The sequence below is a fragment of the Streptomyces sp. NPDC088747 genome, assembly GCF_044751025.1.
In the GTDB taxonomy this organism is placed as follows: Bacteria; Actinomycetota; Actinomycetes; order Streptomycetales; family Streptomycetaceae; genus Streptomyces.
In genome coordinates this window covers 173,800-188,439 of record NZ_JBIVKZ010000010.1, presented here as the reverse complement: position 1 = coordinate 188,439, position 14,640 = coordinate 173,800, and the positions used below count along the sequence as shown (strand labels likewise).

At 69.3% G+C, this 14,640-nt stretch carries 10 protein-coding genes and 1 pseudogene; 1 reads left to right on the top strand and 10 read right to left on the bottom strand.

Annotated elements, in window-relative coordinates; genetic code table 11:
* Nucleotides 1-62: 62 nt before the first annotated feature.
* The 5 genes from ACIP79_RS23995 to ACIP79_RS23975 all read right to left on the bottom strand — a co-directional run bounded on the left by ACIP79_RS23995 (nucleotide 63) and on the right by ACIP79_RS23975 (nucleotide 4,963).
* Nucleotides 63-884 (bottom strand): ATP-binding cassette domain-containing protein, encoded by an 822-nt coding sequence (locus tag ACIP79_RS23995; protein WP_401226532.1) that lies wholly within the window; start codon nucleotides 882-884, stop codon nucleotides 63-65.
* Entirely contained in the window at nucleotides 881-1,942 is a 1,062-nt protein-coding gene (locus tag ACIP79_RS23990; protein WP_401226531.1) for an ABC transporter permease, read from the bottom strand. Before ACIP79_RS23990 ends, ACIP79_RS23995 begins: the two co-directional genes overlap by 4 nt.
* Nucleotides 1,939-2,943 carry a sugar ABC transporter substrate-binding protein gene (locus ACIP79_RS23985; RefSeq protein WP_401226529.1) on the bottom strand — a complete coding sequence of 335 codons (1,005 nt, stop codon included), beginning with the start codon at nucleotides 2,941-2,943 and terminating at the stop codon, nucleotides 1,939-1,941. The genes ACIP79_RS23990 and ACIP79_RS23985 overlap by 4 nt, the downstream gene beginning before the upstream one ends.
* A 140-nt stretch (nucleotides 2,944-3,083) precedes the next feature.
* On the bottom strand, nucleotides 3,084-4,073 hold the full coding sequence (locus ACIP79_RS23980; RefSeq protein WP_401226527.1) for a sugar ABC transporter substrate-binding protein: 990 nt from the start codon (nucleotides 4,071-4,073) through the stop codon (nucleotides 3,084-3,086).
* 152 nt (nucleotides 4,074-4,225) lie between these two features.
* Nucleotides 4,226-4,963 carry a GntR family transcriptional regulator gene (locus ACIP79_RS23975; protein WP_383688786.1) on the bottom strand — a complete coding sequence of 246 codons (738 nt, stop codon included), beginning with the start codon at nucleotides 4,961-4,963 and terminating at the stop codon, nucleotides 4,226-4,228.
* A gap of 128 nt (nucleotides 4,964-5,091) precedes the next feature.
* Between ACIP79_RS23975 and ACIP79_RS23970 the strand changes: the two genes are divergently transcribed.
* Nucleotides 5,092-6,102, top strand: a complete 1,011-nt coding sequence (locus ACIP79_RS23970) for a Gfo/Idh/MocA family oxidoreductase (protein ID WP_387185349.1) — start codon at nucleotides 5,092-5,094, stop codon at nucleotides 6,100-6,102.
* A 64-nt stretch (nucleotides 6,103-6,166) separates the two neighbouring features.
* On the opposite strand, the pseudogene ACIP79_RS23965 reads toward ACIP79_RS23970, so the two are convergent.
* The 5 genes and pseudogenes from ACIP79_RS23965 to nuoL all read right to left on the bottom strand — a co-directional run bounded on the left by ACIP79_RS23965 (nucleotide 6,167) and on the right by nuoL (nucleotide 14,639).
* A pseudogene (locus ACIP79_RS23965) lies at nucleotides 6,167-6,863 on the bottom strand (response regulator).
* A 396-nt stretch (nucleotides 6,864-7,259) separates the two neighbouring features.
* Nucleotides 7,260-9,248: a DNA helicase RecQ gene (gene recQ / locus ACIP79_RS23960; RefSeq protein ID WP_401226526.1), complete on the bottom strand. Its 1,989-nt coding sequence runs from the start codon at nucleotides 9,246-9,248 to the stop codon at nucleotides 7,260-7,262.
* Between the two features lie 194 nt (nucleotides 9,249-9,442).
* Nucleotides 9,443-11,092, bottom strand: a complete 1,650-nt coding sequence (gene nuoN / locus ACIP79_RS23955; RefSeq protein WP_383678619.1) for an NADH-quinone oxidoreductase subunit NuoN — start codon at nucleotides 11,090-11,092, stop codon at nucleotides 9,443-9,445.
* The gene (locus ACIP79_RS23950) at nucleotides 11,089-12,660 is read right to left on the bottom strand and encodes an NADH-quinone oxidoreductase subunit M (protein ID WP_401226524.1); all 1,572 of its coding nucleotides are present in this window, start codon (nucleotides 12,658-12,660) and stop codon (nucleotides 11,089-11,091) included. The genes nuoN and ACIP79_RS23950 overlap by 4 nt, the downstream gene beginning before the upstream one ends.
* Nucleotides 12,661-12,665: 5 nt before the next feature.
* Entirely contained in the window at nucleotides 12,666-14,639 is a 1,974-nt protein-coding gene (gene nuoL / locus ACIP79_RS23945; protein WP_401226523.1) for an NADH-quinone oxidoreductase subunit L, read from the bottom strand.
* Nucleotide 14,640 lies beyond the last annotated feature (1 nt).

Below are 14,640 nucleotides of genomic sequence, written 5' to 3'. Positions count from 1 at the left end.
AGGCGTCGGGCCGATCCGCGGGCCACGGGCTCGCCGGGGCCGCTCCCGCGGCCCCCCAGCCCTCAGGTGGTGCGTTCCAGCTCGTGACGCAGGTCGTCCAGCTCGCTCCCGCCCGCCATCTGGCGGGTCAGCTCGTCGAGCGTGATCTCGTCGCGCAGGTGACTGCCGGACATCGTGCCCCGCTTCAGGAGTACGAAGCGGTCTCCCACCAGGTACGCGTGGTGCGGGTTGTGGGTGATCAGGACGACACCGAGTCCCGCGTCCCGGGCGGCGGCCACGTATTTGAGGACCACACCGGACTGCTTGACGCCGAGGGCCGCGGTGGGCTCGTCGAGGACGAGGACCTTGGCGCCGAAGTAGACGGCGCGGGCGATCGCCACGCACTGGCGTTCGCCGCCGGAGAGGGTGCCGATGGCCTGGTCGACGTCGCGCAGGTCGATGCCCATGCGCAGGAGTTCCGCGTGGGTCGTCCGGCGCATGAGGTCGACGTCCATGCGCTTGAAGGGGCCGGAGCCCTTGGAGGGCTCGGAGCCGAGGAAGAAGTTCCGCCAGACCGGCATCAGCGGGACGACGGCGAGGTCCTGGTAGACCGTGGCGATACCGCGGTCCAGGGCGTCGCGCGGGGACGACAGCCGTGTCTCCTCGCCCTCGATGCGCAGGATGCCGGCGTCGTGCTGGTGCAGCCCCGCGATGATCTTGATGAGGGTCGACTTGCCCGCGCCGTTGTCGCCCAGTACACAGGAGATCTCGCCCGCGTGTACCTCCAGGGAGACGCCTTCGAGGGCGCGGATGTTGCCGTAGTACTTACTGACGTCGTCGAGCTCGACGAGCGCCGCACGTTCCGTGCCGGCCGCGTCCGTGTTCTTTTCCGCGTCCGTCGTCATTTCGTCGCCTCCGCGCGCTTGCGGACCCAGTGGTTGAGCAGGGTCGCCAGGAGCAGCATCACTCCCAGGAAGAACTTGAACCAGTCCGGGTTCCACTCGGCGAACACGATGCCCTTGCTGACCATGCCGAAGATCAGGGCACCGACCGCCGCGCCGACCGCGGACCCGTAGCCGCCGGTGATCAGGCAGCCGCCGATGACGGCCGCGATGATGTACGTCAGCTCGTTGCCGACGCCCTCGCCGGACTGCACGACGTCGAACGAGAACAGCAGGTGCTGGCCGGAGATCCAGGCGCCGAAGGCGACGCCCATGTAGAGGCCGATCTTCGTCTTGTTCACCGGCACGCCGACCGCGCGGGCCGCTTCCTCGCCGCCGCCCACCGCGTAGATCCAGTTGCCGACGCGGGTGCGCAGCAGGATCCAGGTGGCGACGACGATCAGGACCAGCCACCACACGATCGTGATCTTGAAGTCGACGCCGCCGACGGTGATCGTCGAGGCGAAGACGTCCTTGGCGGAGGAGAAGCCCTCCATGTCGGAGATCGACTTGGTGGAGACCGTGCCGCTGATCAGCTTGGTGAAGCCGAGGTTCATACCGGTCAGCATCAGGAAGGTGCCGAGCGTGATGATGAAGCTGGGCGGGTCGGTGCGGGTCAGCAGGACGCCGTTGAAGACGCCGATGGCCAGCGTGACGACCAGCGAGACGAGGACGCCGACCCAGACGTTGGTGGTCATCTGGTAGCTGAACATCGAGGAGACCAGCGCGGACGACGTCACCATGACGCCCGCGGACAGGTCGAACTCGCCGCCGATCATCAGCAGCGCGACCGGTACGGCCATGATGCCGATGGTCGAGGAGGCGTACAGGACCGTGCTGAGGCTGGCGGCCCGTACGAAGCTGTCCGCGAAGATCGCGAAGAAGAGGAAGACCGCGATCGCGCCGACCACCGAGCCCAGCTCGGGGCGGCCCATGAGTTTGCGCCACGGCGAGGTCTTGAGCAGGCGTTCGTCGGTCTTCGCGCCGGGCGAGGGCGTCGGCGCTGGTGCTGTAGCGGTCATCGGGTCCCCCGCTTGGTGTATTCCTCCAGCTCGGCGGCCATGTCCTTGGTGATGATCTGCGGTCCGGTGAGGACCGGCTTGCCGCCGCCGAGGACGTTGGCGTTGTACTTGTAGAGCCAGAGCAGGTCCACGGCCTCGTAGCCCTGGAGATAGGGCTGCTGGTCGACGGCGAAGCCGAGCGTGCCGTCCTTGAGCTCCGTCGCCACCTTCGCGTTCAGGTCGAAGGTGTCGATCTCGGCCTTGCTGCCCGCGTCCTCCTTGGCCTTGACGGCGGTGTCCGCGTACGGCGCGCCGAGCGTCACGACGGTGTCGATGGACTTGTCGGCCTGGAGCTTGGCGCCGATCGAGGACTGCACGTCGGGCATGCTCGTGCCGGTGACGTAGAGGTTCTCGACGGTGCCGTCGAAGGTCTCCTTGACGCCGGCGCAGCGCTGCTCGTGGCCGACGTTGCCCTGCTCGTGCAGGATGCACAGGGCCTTCTTCCTGCCCCGCTCGTTCAGTTCGTCACCCACGGCCTCACCGGCGATCGTCTCGTCCTGGCCGATGTGGGTGAGCGCGCCGAACTCCTTGGACTCCTCGGAGCCCGAGTTCACCGTGATCACGGGGATGCCGGCCTTCTCGGCGCGCGCGATCGCCGCCTTCATGGCGTCGGGCTTGGCGAGGGTGACGATGATGCCGTCGACCTTCTTGTCGACCGCGGCGTCGACGAGCTGCGCCTGCTGCTGCGCCTCGTCGTCGTGCGAGTACAGGAAGTTGATGTTGTCCTTGACGGCGGCCTGCTTCGCGCCGCTCTGGACGATGTCCCAGAAGGTGTCGCCGTCACCCGAGTGGGTGATCATGGCGAAGGTCCAGTTGGGCGTGTTCACCGCGGCCTTCCCCTGGGCCGCCGCCGCCTCGCGGGCGTCCTCGGCCCGCTTGCCGCCGGTGCCGCTGCATCCCGCGAGGGACACTCCCAGCGCCCCTGCGAGCGCGATGCCTACCCAGGTTCGAGTCCGTGCCACGAGGCCGTGCCCTTCTTGCTGTGCCGCTTGGTGCGCCGGGGCCCGCGAAGCGGCCCGGCGGGCCGTTCCGTAGGCCCCGGGGTCCGGCGTCTCACCGGCCCCAAACGGCCAAGTATCGACCACGGGGATCATGCACCCCATCAGCGGGTCCCGCGCGCGGTGTACTTCTCCAGTTGGGGGACGTCCTTCTCGGTGACGATCGCGGGTCCGGTGAGGACGGTCTGGCCGCCGCCGAGCACGTTGCCGTTGGTCTTGTAGAGCCACAGCTCGTCGACGGCCTCGTAGCCCTGGAGGTAGGGCTGCTGGTCGACGGCGAAGCCGACCTCCTTGGCCTTCAGCCGCTTGACCACCTCGGCGTTGAGGTCGAAGGTGGCGATCTCCGCCTTGCTGCCGGAGTCCTCCTTGGCCTTCACCGCGATGGCGGCGACAGGCGCGCCCAGCGTGACGACGGCGTCGATGTCGGCGGTGGCCTGGAGCTTGGCCTCGATGGAGGACTGGGAGGCGGGGGCGTTGGTGCCGTCGACGTTGAGGTTCTCCAGGGAGCCCTTGAAGGTCTTCTTCACACCCGCGCAGCGCTGTTCCAGGGAGACGTTGCCCTGCTCGTGGATGACGCAGACGGCCTTCTTCAGACCGCGCCCGTTCAGCTCCTCGCCCACCGCCTCGCCGGCGACCGACTCGTCCTGGCCGAAGTGCACGAGCGCCCCGTACTCCTTGGAGTACTCCGCGCCCGAGTTGATCGTGACGACCGGGATGCCCGCCTGCCCGGCCTTGGCGAGGACGTCCTTCATGGCCTCGGGCTTGGCCAGCGTGACGACGATGCCGTCGACCTTCTTGTCGATCGCGGCCTGGACGAGCTGGGCCTGCCCGTTGGCTTCCTTGTCGTTCGAGTACAGGAACTCGACGTTGTCCTTGCTCGCCGCCTGCTTGGCGCCGCTCTGGACGATGTCCCAGAAGGTGTCGCCCTCCCCGGAGTGGGTCACCATGGCGATCTTCAGACGGGGTGTGTCCGCGGCCTTGCCGCCGGAGCTGCCGCTCGCCGAGTCCTCGGAGTCCTTGCCGCCGGAGCTGCTGCACCCGGCCGCGAGCGCGACCACGGCTATCAAGGCTGCTGCTGTTCGGGCTGTACGCATGGTGGGACCACCCTCTCTCCCGCCGCCCCTTTGCGGCTGTGGGGAGTTCTAGCTCCGGGTCCGCGCACCAGTCAATGAAATTGTCAGAACATTCTTACGATTGAGATTGGCTCTTGCCCGAAGCGAGTCCCGGAACTCCTGGCGGTCCCGGGTCACGGCCGTACGAGGAGCTGGAACTCGAACGAGTAGCGCGAGGCCCGGTAGGTGTGGGACCCGAACTCGACCGTGCGGCCGGTGTCGTCGAAGGTGGTGCGCTGCATGGTGAGCAACGGCGCCCCGGCGGGCTCGCCGAGCCGCTCGCCCTCCACGTCGGTGGCCGCGCGGGCGCCGATGGACTGGCGGGCGCTGTGCAGCGTGATACCCGTGGCCCGCATCATCCGGTACAGACCGGTGGCCTCCAACTGGGCGGAGTCGAGCTTCAGCAGCCCCGGCGGCAGATGGTTGCAGAGGTACGCCATCGGCTCCCCGTGGGCGAGCCGCAGCCGCTCGACGCGGTGTACGTCGCTGCCCTCGGCCACCGCGAGAGCGGCCGCGACCTCGGCGGACGCCGGCTCCACGGTGTTGACGAGCACCCGGGTCGCGGGGCGCTGCCCGGCCGCCTCCAGGTCGTCGTACAGGCTGCTGAGCTCCAGGGGACGCTTGACCTGGCTGTGCACGACCTGGGTGCCGACGCCTCGACGCCGTACGAGCAGGCCCTTGTCGACGAGGGACTGGATGGCCTGGCGGACCGTGGGCCGGGACAGCCCGAGCCGGCCGGCGAGCTCGATCTCGTTGCCCAGCAGGCTGCCGGGGGTCAGCGTTCCGCGCTCGATCGCCGCCTCCAGCTGCTGGGACAGCTGGAAGTAGAGCGGAACGGGACTGCTGCGGTCGACGCTGAGCTGCAGCGGCACGGTCGGATCCACATCTGGTTTCGGCACGGCCCGAGCGTAGCTCCGTGAGATGTTGACGGGAAGTTGTGAAGTTCGATTGTCCGGACAAACCATTGACAGGGTGCCGGGTCCACCCTCAGTTTGTAGCCATGCGCATCGGACTCATCGGAACGGGTCGTATCGGTACATTCCACGCGACCGCCCTGAGCCGCCACCGTGAGGTCGGCTCTCTCATCGTCACGGACGCGGACTCCGCACGGGCTCAGGGGCTCGCGGACCAGCTGGGTGCCACGGCGGCTCCCACCGTGGACGAGATCTTCACCTGGGGGGTGGATGCCGTGGTCATCACCGCGGCGACCTCCGCACACGCCGAACTGATCGGCCGGGCGGCCCGCTCCGGACTCCCGGTCTTCTGCGAGAAGCCCATCGCTCTGGACCTGCCGGGCACGCTGGCCGCGCTCGCCGAGGTCGACGCGGCCGGAACCGTACTCCAGCTCGGCTTCCAGCGCCGCTTCGACTCGGGCTACGCGGCGGCGCGCGAGGCCGTGCGGTCCGGAAGGCTGGGACGGCTGCACACCGTGCGGGCGATGACGTCCGACCAGTCACCGCCGCCCGCCGACTATCTCCCGCTCTCCGGCGGGCTCTACCGCGACTGCCTCGTCCACGACTTCGACATACTGCGCTGGGTCACCGGCCGGGAGGTCGTCGAGGTGTACGCGACCGGGTCGGACGCGGGCCCCGCGATGTTCCGCGAGGCCCGGGACATCGACACCGCCGCCGCCGTCCTCACCCTCGACGACGGCACCCTCGCCACGGCCACGGCGACCCGGCTGAACGGCGCGGGCTACGACGTCCGCATGGAACTCGCGGGCGAGCTGGACCAGATCGGCGTCGGCCTGGACGACCGTACGCCGATCACCTCCACGGAACCGGCCGGACCGCCGGCCGCCGACAAGCCGTGGATGGGCTTCCTGGAGCGCTTCGGCCCCGCCTACGAGGCCGAGCTCGCCGCCTTCGTGGAGGTCGTCCGCGGCGAACGCTCCAACCCGTGCGACGGCCGTGAGGCCCTGCACGCCCTGCGCATCGCCGAGGCGTGCGAGCTGTCCCGGGCCGAGCGCCGCCCGGTACGGCTGGCGGAGATCCCCGGCGGACGGGACTGACCCCAGCCCCTCGGGCGTACGCGACGGGCGGGCGCGCGGCTTTCGGGCCGGGCGCCCCAGCCCGTCACCGCGGACCGTCCGGGCCGCCCGACCAGTGGCCGCCCTTCTCTTCGTCGAGCAACCCGGCGTCGTACGTCAACAGGGCGATCTGCACGCGGTTGTTGAGGTCGAGCTTGGCCAGGATGCGCGAGACGTGTGTTTTGACGGTGGCGACGCTCATGAAGAGCTCGGTGGCGATCTCGGCGTTGGCCCTGCCCTGCCCGACCGCCACGGCGACCTCGCGCTCACGGTCGTTCAGAGTGGCGATCCGCGAACGGGCCCCGGCCCGCCGGGTGTCGAGGGAGGATCCGGCGGCATGGGCCATCAACTGGCGCGTGACGGTGGGCGACAGCACGGGATCGCCGGCCGCGACCCGTCGTACCGCCGCGAGGATTTCCGCCGGCGGCGTGTCCTTCAGGACGAACCCGGCCGCCCCCGCGCGCAGCGCCCGTAGTACCTGCTCGTCGGCGTGGAAGGTGGTGAGCACGAGGAGCGTCCTTGCGTGCCCGCAACCGCTCGGTGGCGACGAGTCCGTCCACCTTCGGCATCCGGATGTCCATCAGAACGACGTCCGGCCGACCACGGTCGACGACCTCCTCCACCTCACTCCCGTCCGCGGCCTCGCCCACGATCTCGATGTCCTCGGCACCCCCCATCATGAACGACAGCCCGGCCCTCACCAGCGGATCGTCATCGACAAGAACCAGTCGGATCACAGTCATGCCCCAACCGTAGTGAGACGACCGGCAAGTCCCCCAACTCGCTGACAGCGCGCGCCAGAAGAAGGCCTGCCGCCACACCGGAAGCCCCCGCGGCCCGCACCCTCCCACCGGCGGAAGGGGGCGTGCCGGTACGTCCAGATGCCCGTCGCGTACGTTCGCGTCACCGGACCCTCCGCTCCTGCCCGACGTCTGATCCGGCGGCGACGGGCGGGACGTACCGGCACGCCCCCGCCCCCCCCACCGACCGCAGGGCGCCCACCCACCGACCGGGCACCCACCGACCGCCCCCTCACCGACCGGCCCAGCTCCCCCACCGACCGGCCCAACTCCTCACCCGAGCGCCACCGATCCCCCCGGCCCCAACCAGCCCTCACCACCAGGCCCCCGCTGCCAGACCTACCCCCAGTCCTCCGGCTCAGGTTCCTCCATCTCAGGCCACTCAGGATCCGCAGGCGCCGACACCTGACGCTCCACCGGAACCGCACGCTCCACCGGAGCCGAGTCCCCACCCAACGAGCCAAGCACCCCCAGCACCCCCTCCCCGTAAGTCGCCAGCTTCTTCTCCCCCACCCCACTGATCGTGCCCAGCTCAGCCACCGACTTCGGCCACAACGTGGCGATCTCCCGCAGCGTCGCGTCATGGAAGATGACGTACGCCGGAACCCCCTGCTCCCGAGCCTGCTCGGCACGCCACGCCCGCAGCGCCTCGAAGGCGGGAACAAGCTCCGGGGCCAGCTCGGCCACGGCGGCCTTGGACTTCTTCTCCCCCCGGGAGGAGGAGCGGGCGACCACCGGCTTGGGCGGCTCCTTGCGCAACGGCACCTCCCGCTCGCGCCGCAGCACCGTCCCGCTCGCCTCGGTCAGCGCCAGCGTCCCGTACTCGCCCTCGACCGCGAGCAGCCCCTGTGCCAGCAACTGCCGTGCAACTCCCCGCCATTCGGACTCGGACAGGTCTTCCCCGATACCGAAGACGGACAGCTGGTCGTGGTCGAACTGGATCACCTTGGCGGTCCGGCGCCCGAGCAGGATGTCGACGATCTGGACCGCGCCGAACTTCTGCCCGCGCTCGCGCTGCAACCGCACCACCGTGGACAGCAGCTTCTGCGAGGCGACCGTGCCGTCCCAGGTCTCGGGCGGCGTCAGGCACGTGTCGCAGTTCCCGCACGCGGGGGTGTGCGGGTCCTGGCCGAAGTAGGCCAGGAGCTGGGAGCGCCGGCACTGGGCCGTCTCGCACAGGGCCAGCATCGATTCCAGGTGGGCGGCCGCCCGCCGCCGGAACGCCTCGTCGCCCTCCGAGCCCTGGATCATCTTGCGCTGCTGGACCACGTCCTGAAGCCCGTAGGCCATCCAGGCCGTGGACGGCAGTCCGTCACGTCCCGCGCGGCCGGTCTCCTGGTAGTAGCCCTCGACGGACTTCGGCAGGTCGAGGTGGGCGACGAACCGTACGTCCGGCTTGTCGATGCCCATGCCGAAGGCGATGGTGGCGACCACGACCAGGCCCTCTTCGCGCAGGAACCTCGACTGGTGGCGCGCGCGGGTGCCCGCGTCCAGGCCCGCGTGGTACGGCACCGCCTCGATGCCGTTGCGGGCGAGGAACTCGGCGGTCGCGTCGACCGACTTGCGCGAGAGGCAGTACACGATGCCCGCGTCGCCGGTGTGCTCCTCGCGCAGGAAGGCCAGCAGCTGCTTCTTGGGGTCGGCCTTCGGGACTATCCGGTACTGGATGTTGGGCCGGTCGAAGCTCGCCTCGAAGTGCCGGGCGTCCGGCATGCCCAGGCGCTGGGTGATCTCCTTGTGCGTGGCGCGGGTGGCGGTGGCCGTCAGCGCGATCCGCGGGACGTCGGGCCAGCGCTCGCCCAGGACGGAGAGCGCCAGGTAGTCGGGGCGGAAGTCGTGCCCCCACTGGGCCACGCAGTGCGCCTCGTCGATCGCGAACACCGAGATCTTCCCGCGTGAGAGCAGGTCAAGCGTGGTGTCCAGGCGCAGCCGCTCGGGTGCCAGGTAGATCAGGTCGAGCTCTCCCGCCAGGAACTCCGCCTCCACCGTCCGGCGCTCGTCGAAGTCCTGCGTCGAGTTCATGAACCCGGCACGCACGCCGAGCGCCCGGAGCGCGTCCACCTGGTCCTGCATCAGCGCGATGAGGGGAGAGACCACGACGCCCGTGCCAGGTCTGACCAGGGCCGGAATCTGGTAGCAGAGCGACTTGCCGCCACCGGTCGGCATGAGGACGACGGAGTCACCGCCCGACACCACATGCTCGATGATCGCTTCCTGCTCGCCGCGGAAGGCGTCGTACCCGAAGACCCGATGGAGCGTGGCCAGCGCCTCGCTCTCACCCAGCGTCTTCGTCGTACCCGCTTCGGTCATCACACCCGTCCCACCCATCGCCCGTCCCCCGTCCGTCGTGCTTCGCCCACGACAGCCACCTTAGGCCTCCGCACCGACAGCCTCGGAGTTATCCACAGGCTGCCCCTCGGACCACCCTGCGCTCCCCTCCCATGCTGGGCGGGACACCGGTGAAAACGCGTAGGGACCCGCTCCCCGAGGAGCGGGTCCCTACCCGTATGAGGTGGATGCGGTCAGCGCACGAACACCCCTGCCTGGCCTGCGAGGTCCAGGAAGTACTGGGGTGCCACACCCAGTACGAGGGTGACCGCCACGCCCACCGCGATCGCCGTCATGGTCAGCGGCGACGGCACCGCGACGGTCGGGCCGTCCGCCCGTGGCTCGCTGAAGAACATGAGCACGATCACGCGGATGTAGAAGAAGGCCGCGATCGCTGACGAGATCACACCGACCACGACCAGCGCGCCCGCACCGCCCTCGGCCGCCGCCTTGAACACGGCGAACTTCCCGGCGAACCCGGAGGTCAGCGGGATGCCCGCGAAGGCCAGCAGGAAGACCGCGAACACGGCCGCCACCAGCGGGGACCTGCGTCCGAGCCCCGCCCACTTGGACAGGTGCGTGGCCTCCCCGCCCGCGTCCCTCACCAGGGTCACCACGGCGAAGGCGCCGATCGTGACGAAGGAGTAGGCGCCCAGGTAGAAGAGCACCGAGGAGACGCCGTCCGGCGAGGTCGCGATGACACCGGCGAGGATGAAACCGGCGTGCGCGATGGACGAGTACGCCAGCAGCCGCTTGATGTCGGTCTGCGTGATCGCGACGATCGCTCCGCCCAGCATGGTGACGACCGCGACGGCCATCATGACCGGCCGCCAGTCCCAGCGCAGGCCGGGCAGGACGACGTAGAGCAGCCTGAGCAGCGCGCCGAAGGCGGCCACCTTCGTCGCCGCCGCCATGAAGCCGGTGACCGGTGTCGGCGCGCCCTGGTAGACGTCCGGGGTCCACATGTGGAACGGCACCGCGCCGACCTTGAACAGCAGTCCCATGACGACCATCGCGGCGCCGATGAGCAGCAGCGCGTCGTTGCCCATGGTGTCGGCGAGCGCGGGGTCGACGCTCTGGATGGTGCCGTCGACGACCTGCGCGATCGTGGCGTACGACACCGAGCCGGCGTAGCCGTACAGCAGGGCGATGCCGAACAGCGTGAACGCGGAGGCGAAGGCGCCGAGCAGGAAGTACTTGACGGCCGCTTCCTGTGACATGAGCCGCTTGCGGCGGGCCACGGCGCACAGGAGGTAGAGCGGGAGGGAGAAGACCTCCAGCGCGATGAACAGCGTCAGCAGGTCGTTGGCGGCCGGGAAGATCAGCATGCCGCCGACCGCGAAGAGCAGCAGCGGGAACACCTCGGTGGTGGTGAACCCGGCCTTCACGGCGGCCTTCTCGCTGTCGCTGCCGGGTACGGACGCGGCCTGCGCGGCGAACGAGTCGACCCGCTTGCCGTGCGCCTCCGGATCGAGCCGCCGTTCGGCGAAGGTGAAGACGCCGAGCAGTCCGGCCAGCAGGATCGTGCCCTGGAGGAACAGTGCGGGCCCGTCGACGGCGATCGCGCCCATGGCCGCGATGTGTGCCTTCGTGGTGCCGTATCCGCCCGCCGCGAGTGCCACGACGGCGGCGAACGCGGCGGCGAGTGCGAAGGCCGACACGAACACCTGGACGACGTAACGGGACTTGCGCGGAACGAACGCCTCGATCAGCACTCCGACGATCGCCGCCCCGATGACGATCAAGGTGGGCGACAACTGCCCGTATTCGATCTTCGGCGCGTCGATCTTGCTGATCGGGTCGGCCGCGGTTGTCCACAGACTGTGGACGGCTACTGCGCTCACTTGGCCGCCTCCACGTCAGGCTGGGGGTCCGTCTTGTGTACGTCCGACATGGTCTGCTTGACCGCCGGGTTGACGATGTCGGTGAGCGGCTTCGGGTAGACGCCCAGGAAGATCAGCAGGGCGATCAGCGGGGTGACGACCAGAAGCTCGCGCACCCTGAGGTCGGGCAACTCCGCGACCTGCGGCTTCACCGGGCCCGTCATCGTCCGCTGGTAGAGGACGAGGGTGTAGAGCGCGGCGAGCACGATGCCGAAGGTGGCGATGATGCCGACGGCCGGGTAGCGCGCGAACACGCCGACCAGGACGAGGAACTCACTCACGAAGGGCGCGAGCCCGGGGAGCGAGAGGGTCGCCAGGCCGCCGATCAGGAAGGTGCCCGCGAGCACCGGGGCCACTTTCTGCACCCCTCCGTAGTCGGCGATCAGCCGCGAACCGCGCCGCGAGATCAGGAAGCCCGCCACCAGCATCAGGGCGGCCGTCGAGATTCCGTGGTTGACCATGTAGAGCGTGGCGCCCGACTGGCCCTGGCTCGTCATCGCGAAGATGCCCAGGATGATGAACCCGAAGTGCGAGATCGACGCGTAGGCCACCAGCCGCTTGATGTCCCGCTGGCCGACCGCGAGCAGCGCCCCGTAGATGATGCTGACGAGCGCCAGTACGAGGATGACGGGCGTCGCCCACTTCGAGGCCTCGGGGAAGAGCTGGAGGCAGTACCGGAGCATCGCGAAGGTGCCGACCTTGTCGACGACCGCCGTGATCAGCACCGCGACCGGGGCCGTCGACTCGCCCATGGCGTTGGGCAGCCAGGTGTGCAGCGGCCACAGCGGCGCCTTGACCGCGAACGCGAAGAAGAAGCCCAGGAAAAGCCATCGCTCGGTGTTGGTCGCCATCTCCAGCGACCCGTTGGCCCGCGCCTCGGCGATCTCCTGGAGCGAGAAGTTCCCGGCCACCACGTAGAGACCGATGACGGCGGCCAGCATGATCAGGCCGCCGACCAGGTTGTAGAGGAGGAACTTCACGGCGGCGTACGACCGTTGCGTCGCCGCGACCTCGTCGCCGTGCTCGTGGGCCTTGTCCCCGAAGCCGCCGATGAGAAAGTACATCGGGATGAGCATGGCTTCGAAGAAGATGTAGAAGAGGAAGACGTCGGTGGCCTCGAAGGAGATGATCACCATCGCCTCGACGGCCAGGATCAGGGCGAAGAAGCCCTGTGTCGGCCTCCACCTCTTGTTCCCGGTCTCGTGCGGGTCGGCGTCGTGCCAGCCCGCGAGGATGATGAACGGGATCAGCAGCGCGGTCAGCGCGACCAGCGCCACCCCGATGCCGTCCACGCCCAGTTCGTAGCGCACTCCGAAGTCCGCGATCCAGGCGTGGGACTCGGTGAGCTGGTACCGGTCGCCGTCGGGGTCGAAGCGGAGCAGGACCACGACCGCCAGCACGAACGTGGCAAGCGAGACGAGCAGCGCCAGCCACTTGGCGGCGACTCGTCGCGAGGCCGGCACGGCGGCCGTGGCGATCGCCCCGAGAGCCGGGAGCGCCGCCGTCGCTGTCAGCAGAGGAAACGACATCGGTATCAGACCGCCCTCATCAGCAGGGTCGCGGCGATGAGGATCGCCGCACCGCCGAACATCGAGACCGCGTACGACCGCGCGTACCCGTTCTGCAGCTTGCGGAGACGGCCGGAGAGGCCGCCCATCGAGGCCGCCGTGCCGTTGACGACCCCGTCGACCAGGGTGTGGTCGACGTACACCAGGGAGCGCGTGAGATGCTCCCCGCCGCGCACCAGCACGACGTGGTTGAAGTCGTCCTGGAGCAGGTCACGGCGGGCCGCGCGGGTGAGCAGCGAACCGCGCGGGGCGACGGCCGGGACGGGACGGCGCCCGTACTGGGCGTACGCGATCGCGACGCCGATGACGAGCACGACCATGGTGGCCAGGGTGACCGTCGTGGCGCTGATCGGCGCGTCGCCGTGGTCGTGACCGGTGATCGGCTCCAGCCAGTGCAGGAACCGGTCGCCGACGCTGAACAGGCCGCCCGCGAAGACCGATCCGAAGGCGAGCACGATCATGGGGATCGTCATCGACCTTGGCGACTCGTGCGGGTGCGGCTCGGAGTGCTCGCCGCCGTGCTCGGCCGCGGGCTCCACGCCCGGCTCGGCCGGGGACGCGGTCGGCGCGTTGCGCCAGCGCTCCTCGCCGAAGAACGTCATCAGCATCACGCGCGTCATGTAGAACGCCGTGATCGCCGCGCCCAGCAGGGCCGTGCCGCCGAGGATCCAGCCCTCGGTGCCGCCCTTGGCGAAGGCCGCCTCGATGATCTTGTCCTTGGAGAAGAAGCCGGACAGGCCGGGGAACCCGATGATGGCGAGGTAGCCGAGACCGAAGGTGACGAAGGTGACCGGCATGTACTTCCGCAGGCCGCCGTACTTCCTCATGTCGACCTCGTCGTTCATGCCGTGCATGACCGAACCGGCGCCGAGGAAGAGCCCGGCCTTGAAGAAGCCGTGGGTCACCAGGTGCATGATCGCGAAGACGTAGCCGATGGGGCCGAGTCCCGCGGCGAGCACCATGTAGCCGATCTGCGACATCGTCGACCCGGCGAGTGCCTTCTTGATGTCGTCCTTCGCGCAACCGACGATCGCACCGAACAGGAGCGTGACGGCTCCGACCACGGTGACGACGAGTTGCGCGTCCGGCGCCGCGTTGAAGATCGCACCGGAGCGGACGATCAGGTACACGCCCGCGGTCACCATCGTCGCGGCGTGGATGAGGGCCGAGACCGGGGTCGGGCCCTCCATCGCGTCCCCGAGCCAGGACTGGAGCGGCACCTGGGCGGACTTGCCGCAGGCCGCTAGCAGCAGCATCAGGGCGACGGCCGTCAGCTTGCCCTCGGTGGCGTCGCCGGCCAGACCGGCTTCCTCGTGCGTGCCGAGCAGCGGCCCGAAGGCGAAGGTCCCGAAGGTCGTGAACATCAGCATGATCGCGATCGACAGGCCCACGTCGCCGACGCGGTTGACCAGGAAGGCCTTCTTCGCGGCGGTGGCGGCGCTGGGCTTGTGCTGCCAGAAACCGATCAGGAGGTACGAGGCGAGGCCGACGCCCTCCCAGCCGACGTACAGCAGCAGGTAGTTGTCGGCGAGGACGAGCAGCAGCATCGCCGCCAGGAACAGGTTCAGGTAGCCGAAGAAGCGGCGGCGCCGCTCGTCGTGCTCCATGTACCCGATCGAGTACAGGTGGATCAGGGAGCCGACACCGGTGATCAGCAGCACGAACGTCATCGACAGCTGGTCCAGCTGGAAGGCGACGTCGGCCTGGAAGCCCTCGACCGGGATCCAGCTGAACAGGTGCTGGCCGATGGCCCGGTGCTCGGCGTCCTTGCCCAGCATGTCGACGAAGAGGATCGCGCCGATCACGAAGGAGGCGGAGGCGAGGGCCGTGCCGATCCAGTGGCCGACGGCGTCCAGCCGCCGTCCGCCGCACAGCAGTACGGCCGCTCCGAGCAGAGGCGCCGCTACGAGCAGCGCAATCAGGTTCTCAGCGTTAGTCACG

Coding starts and splice junctions, on each gene's coding strand:
- recQ (WP_401226526.1), bottom strand. CDS start 9,248: ATGGGTGGGACGGGTGTGATGACCGAAGCGGGTACGACGAAGACGCTG.
- ACIP79_RS23990 (WP_401226531.1), bottom strand. CDS start 1,942: ATGACCGCTACAGCACCAGCGCCGACGCCCTCGCCCGGCGCGAAGACC.
- ACIP79_RS23980 (WP_401226527.1), bottom strand. CDS start 4,073: ATGCGTACAGCCCGAACAGCAGCAGCCTTGATAGCCGTGGTCGCGCTC.
- ACIP79_RS23970 (WP_387185349.1), top strand. CDS start 5,092: ATGCGCATCGGACTCATCGGAACGGGTCGTATCGGTACATTCCACGCG.
- ACIP79_RS23995 (WP_401226532.1), bottom strand. CDS start 884: ATGACGACGGACGCGGAAAAGAACACGGACGCGGCCGGCACGGAACGT.
- ACIP79_RS23950 (WP_401226524.1), bottom strand. CDS start 12,660: ATGTCGTTTCCTCTGCTGACAGCGACGGCGGCGCTCCCGGCTCTCGGG.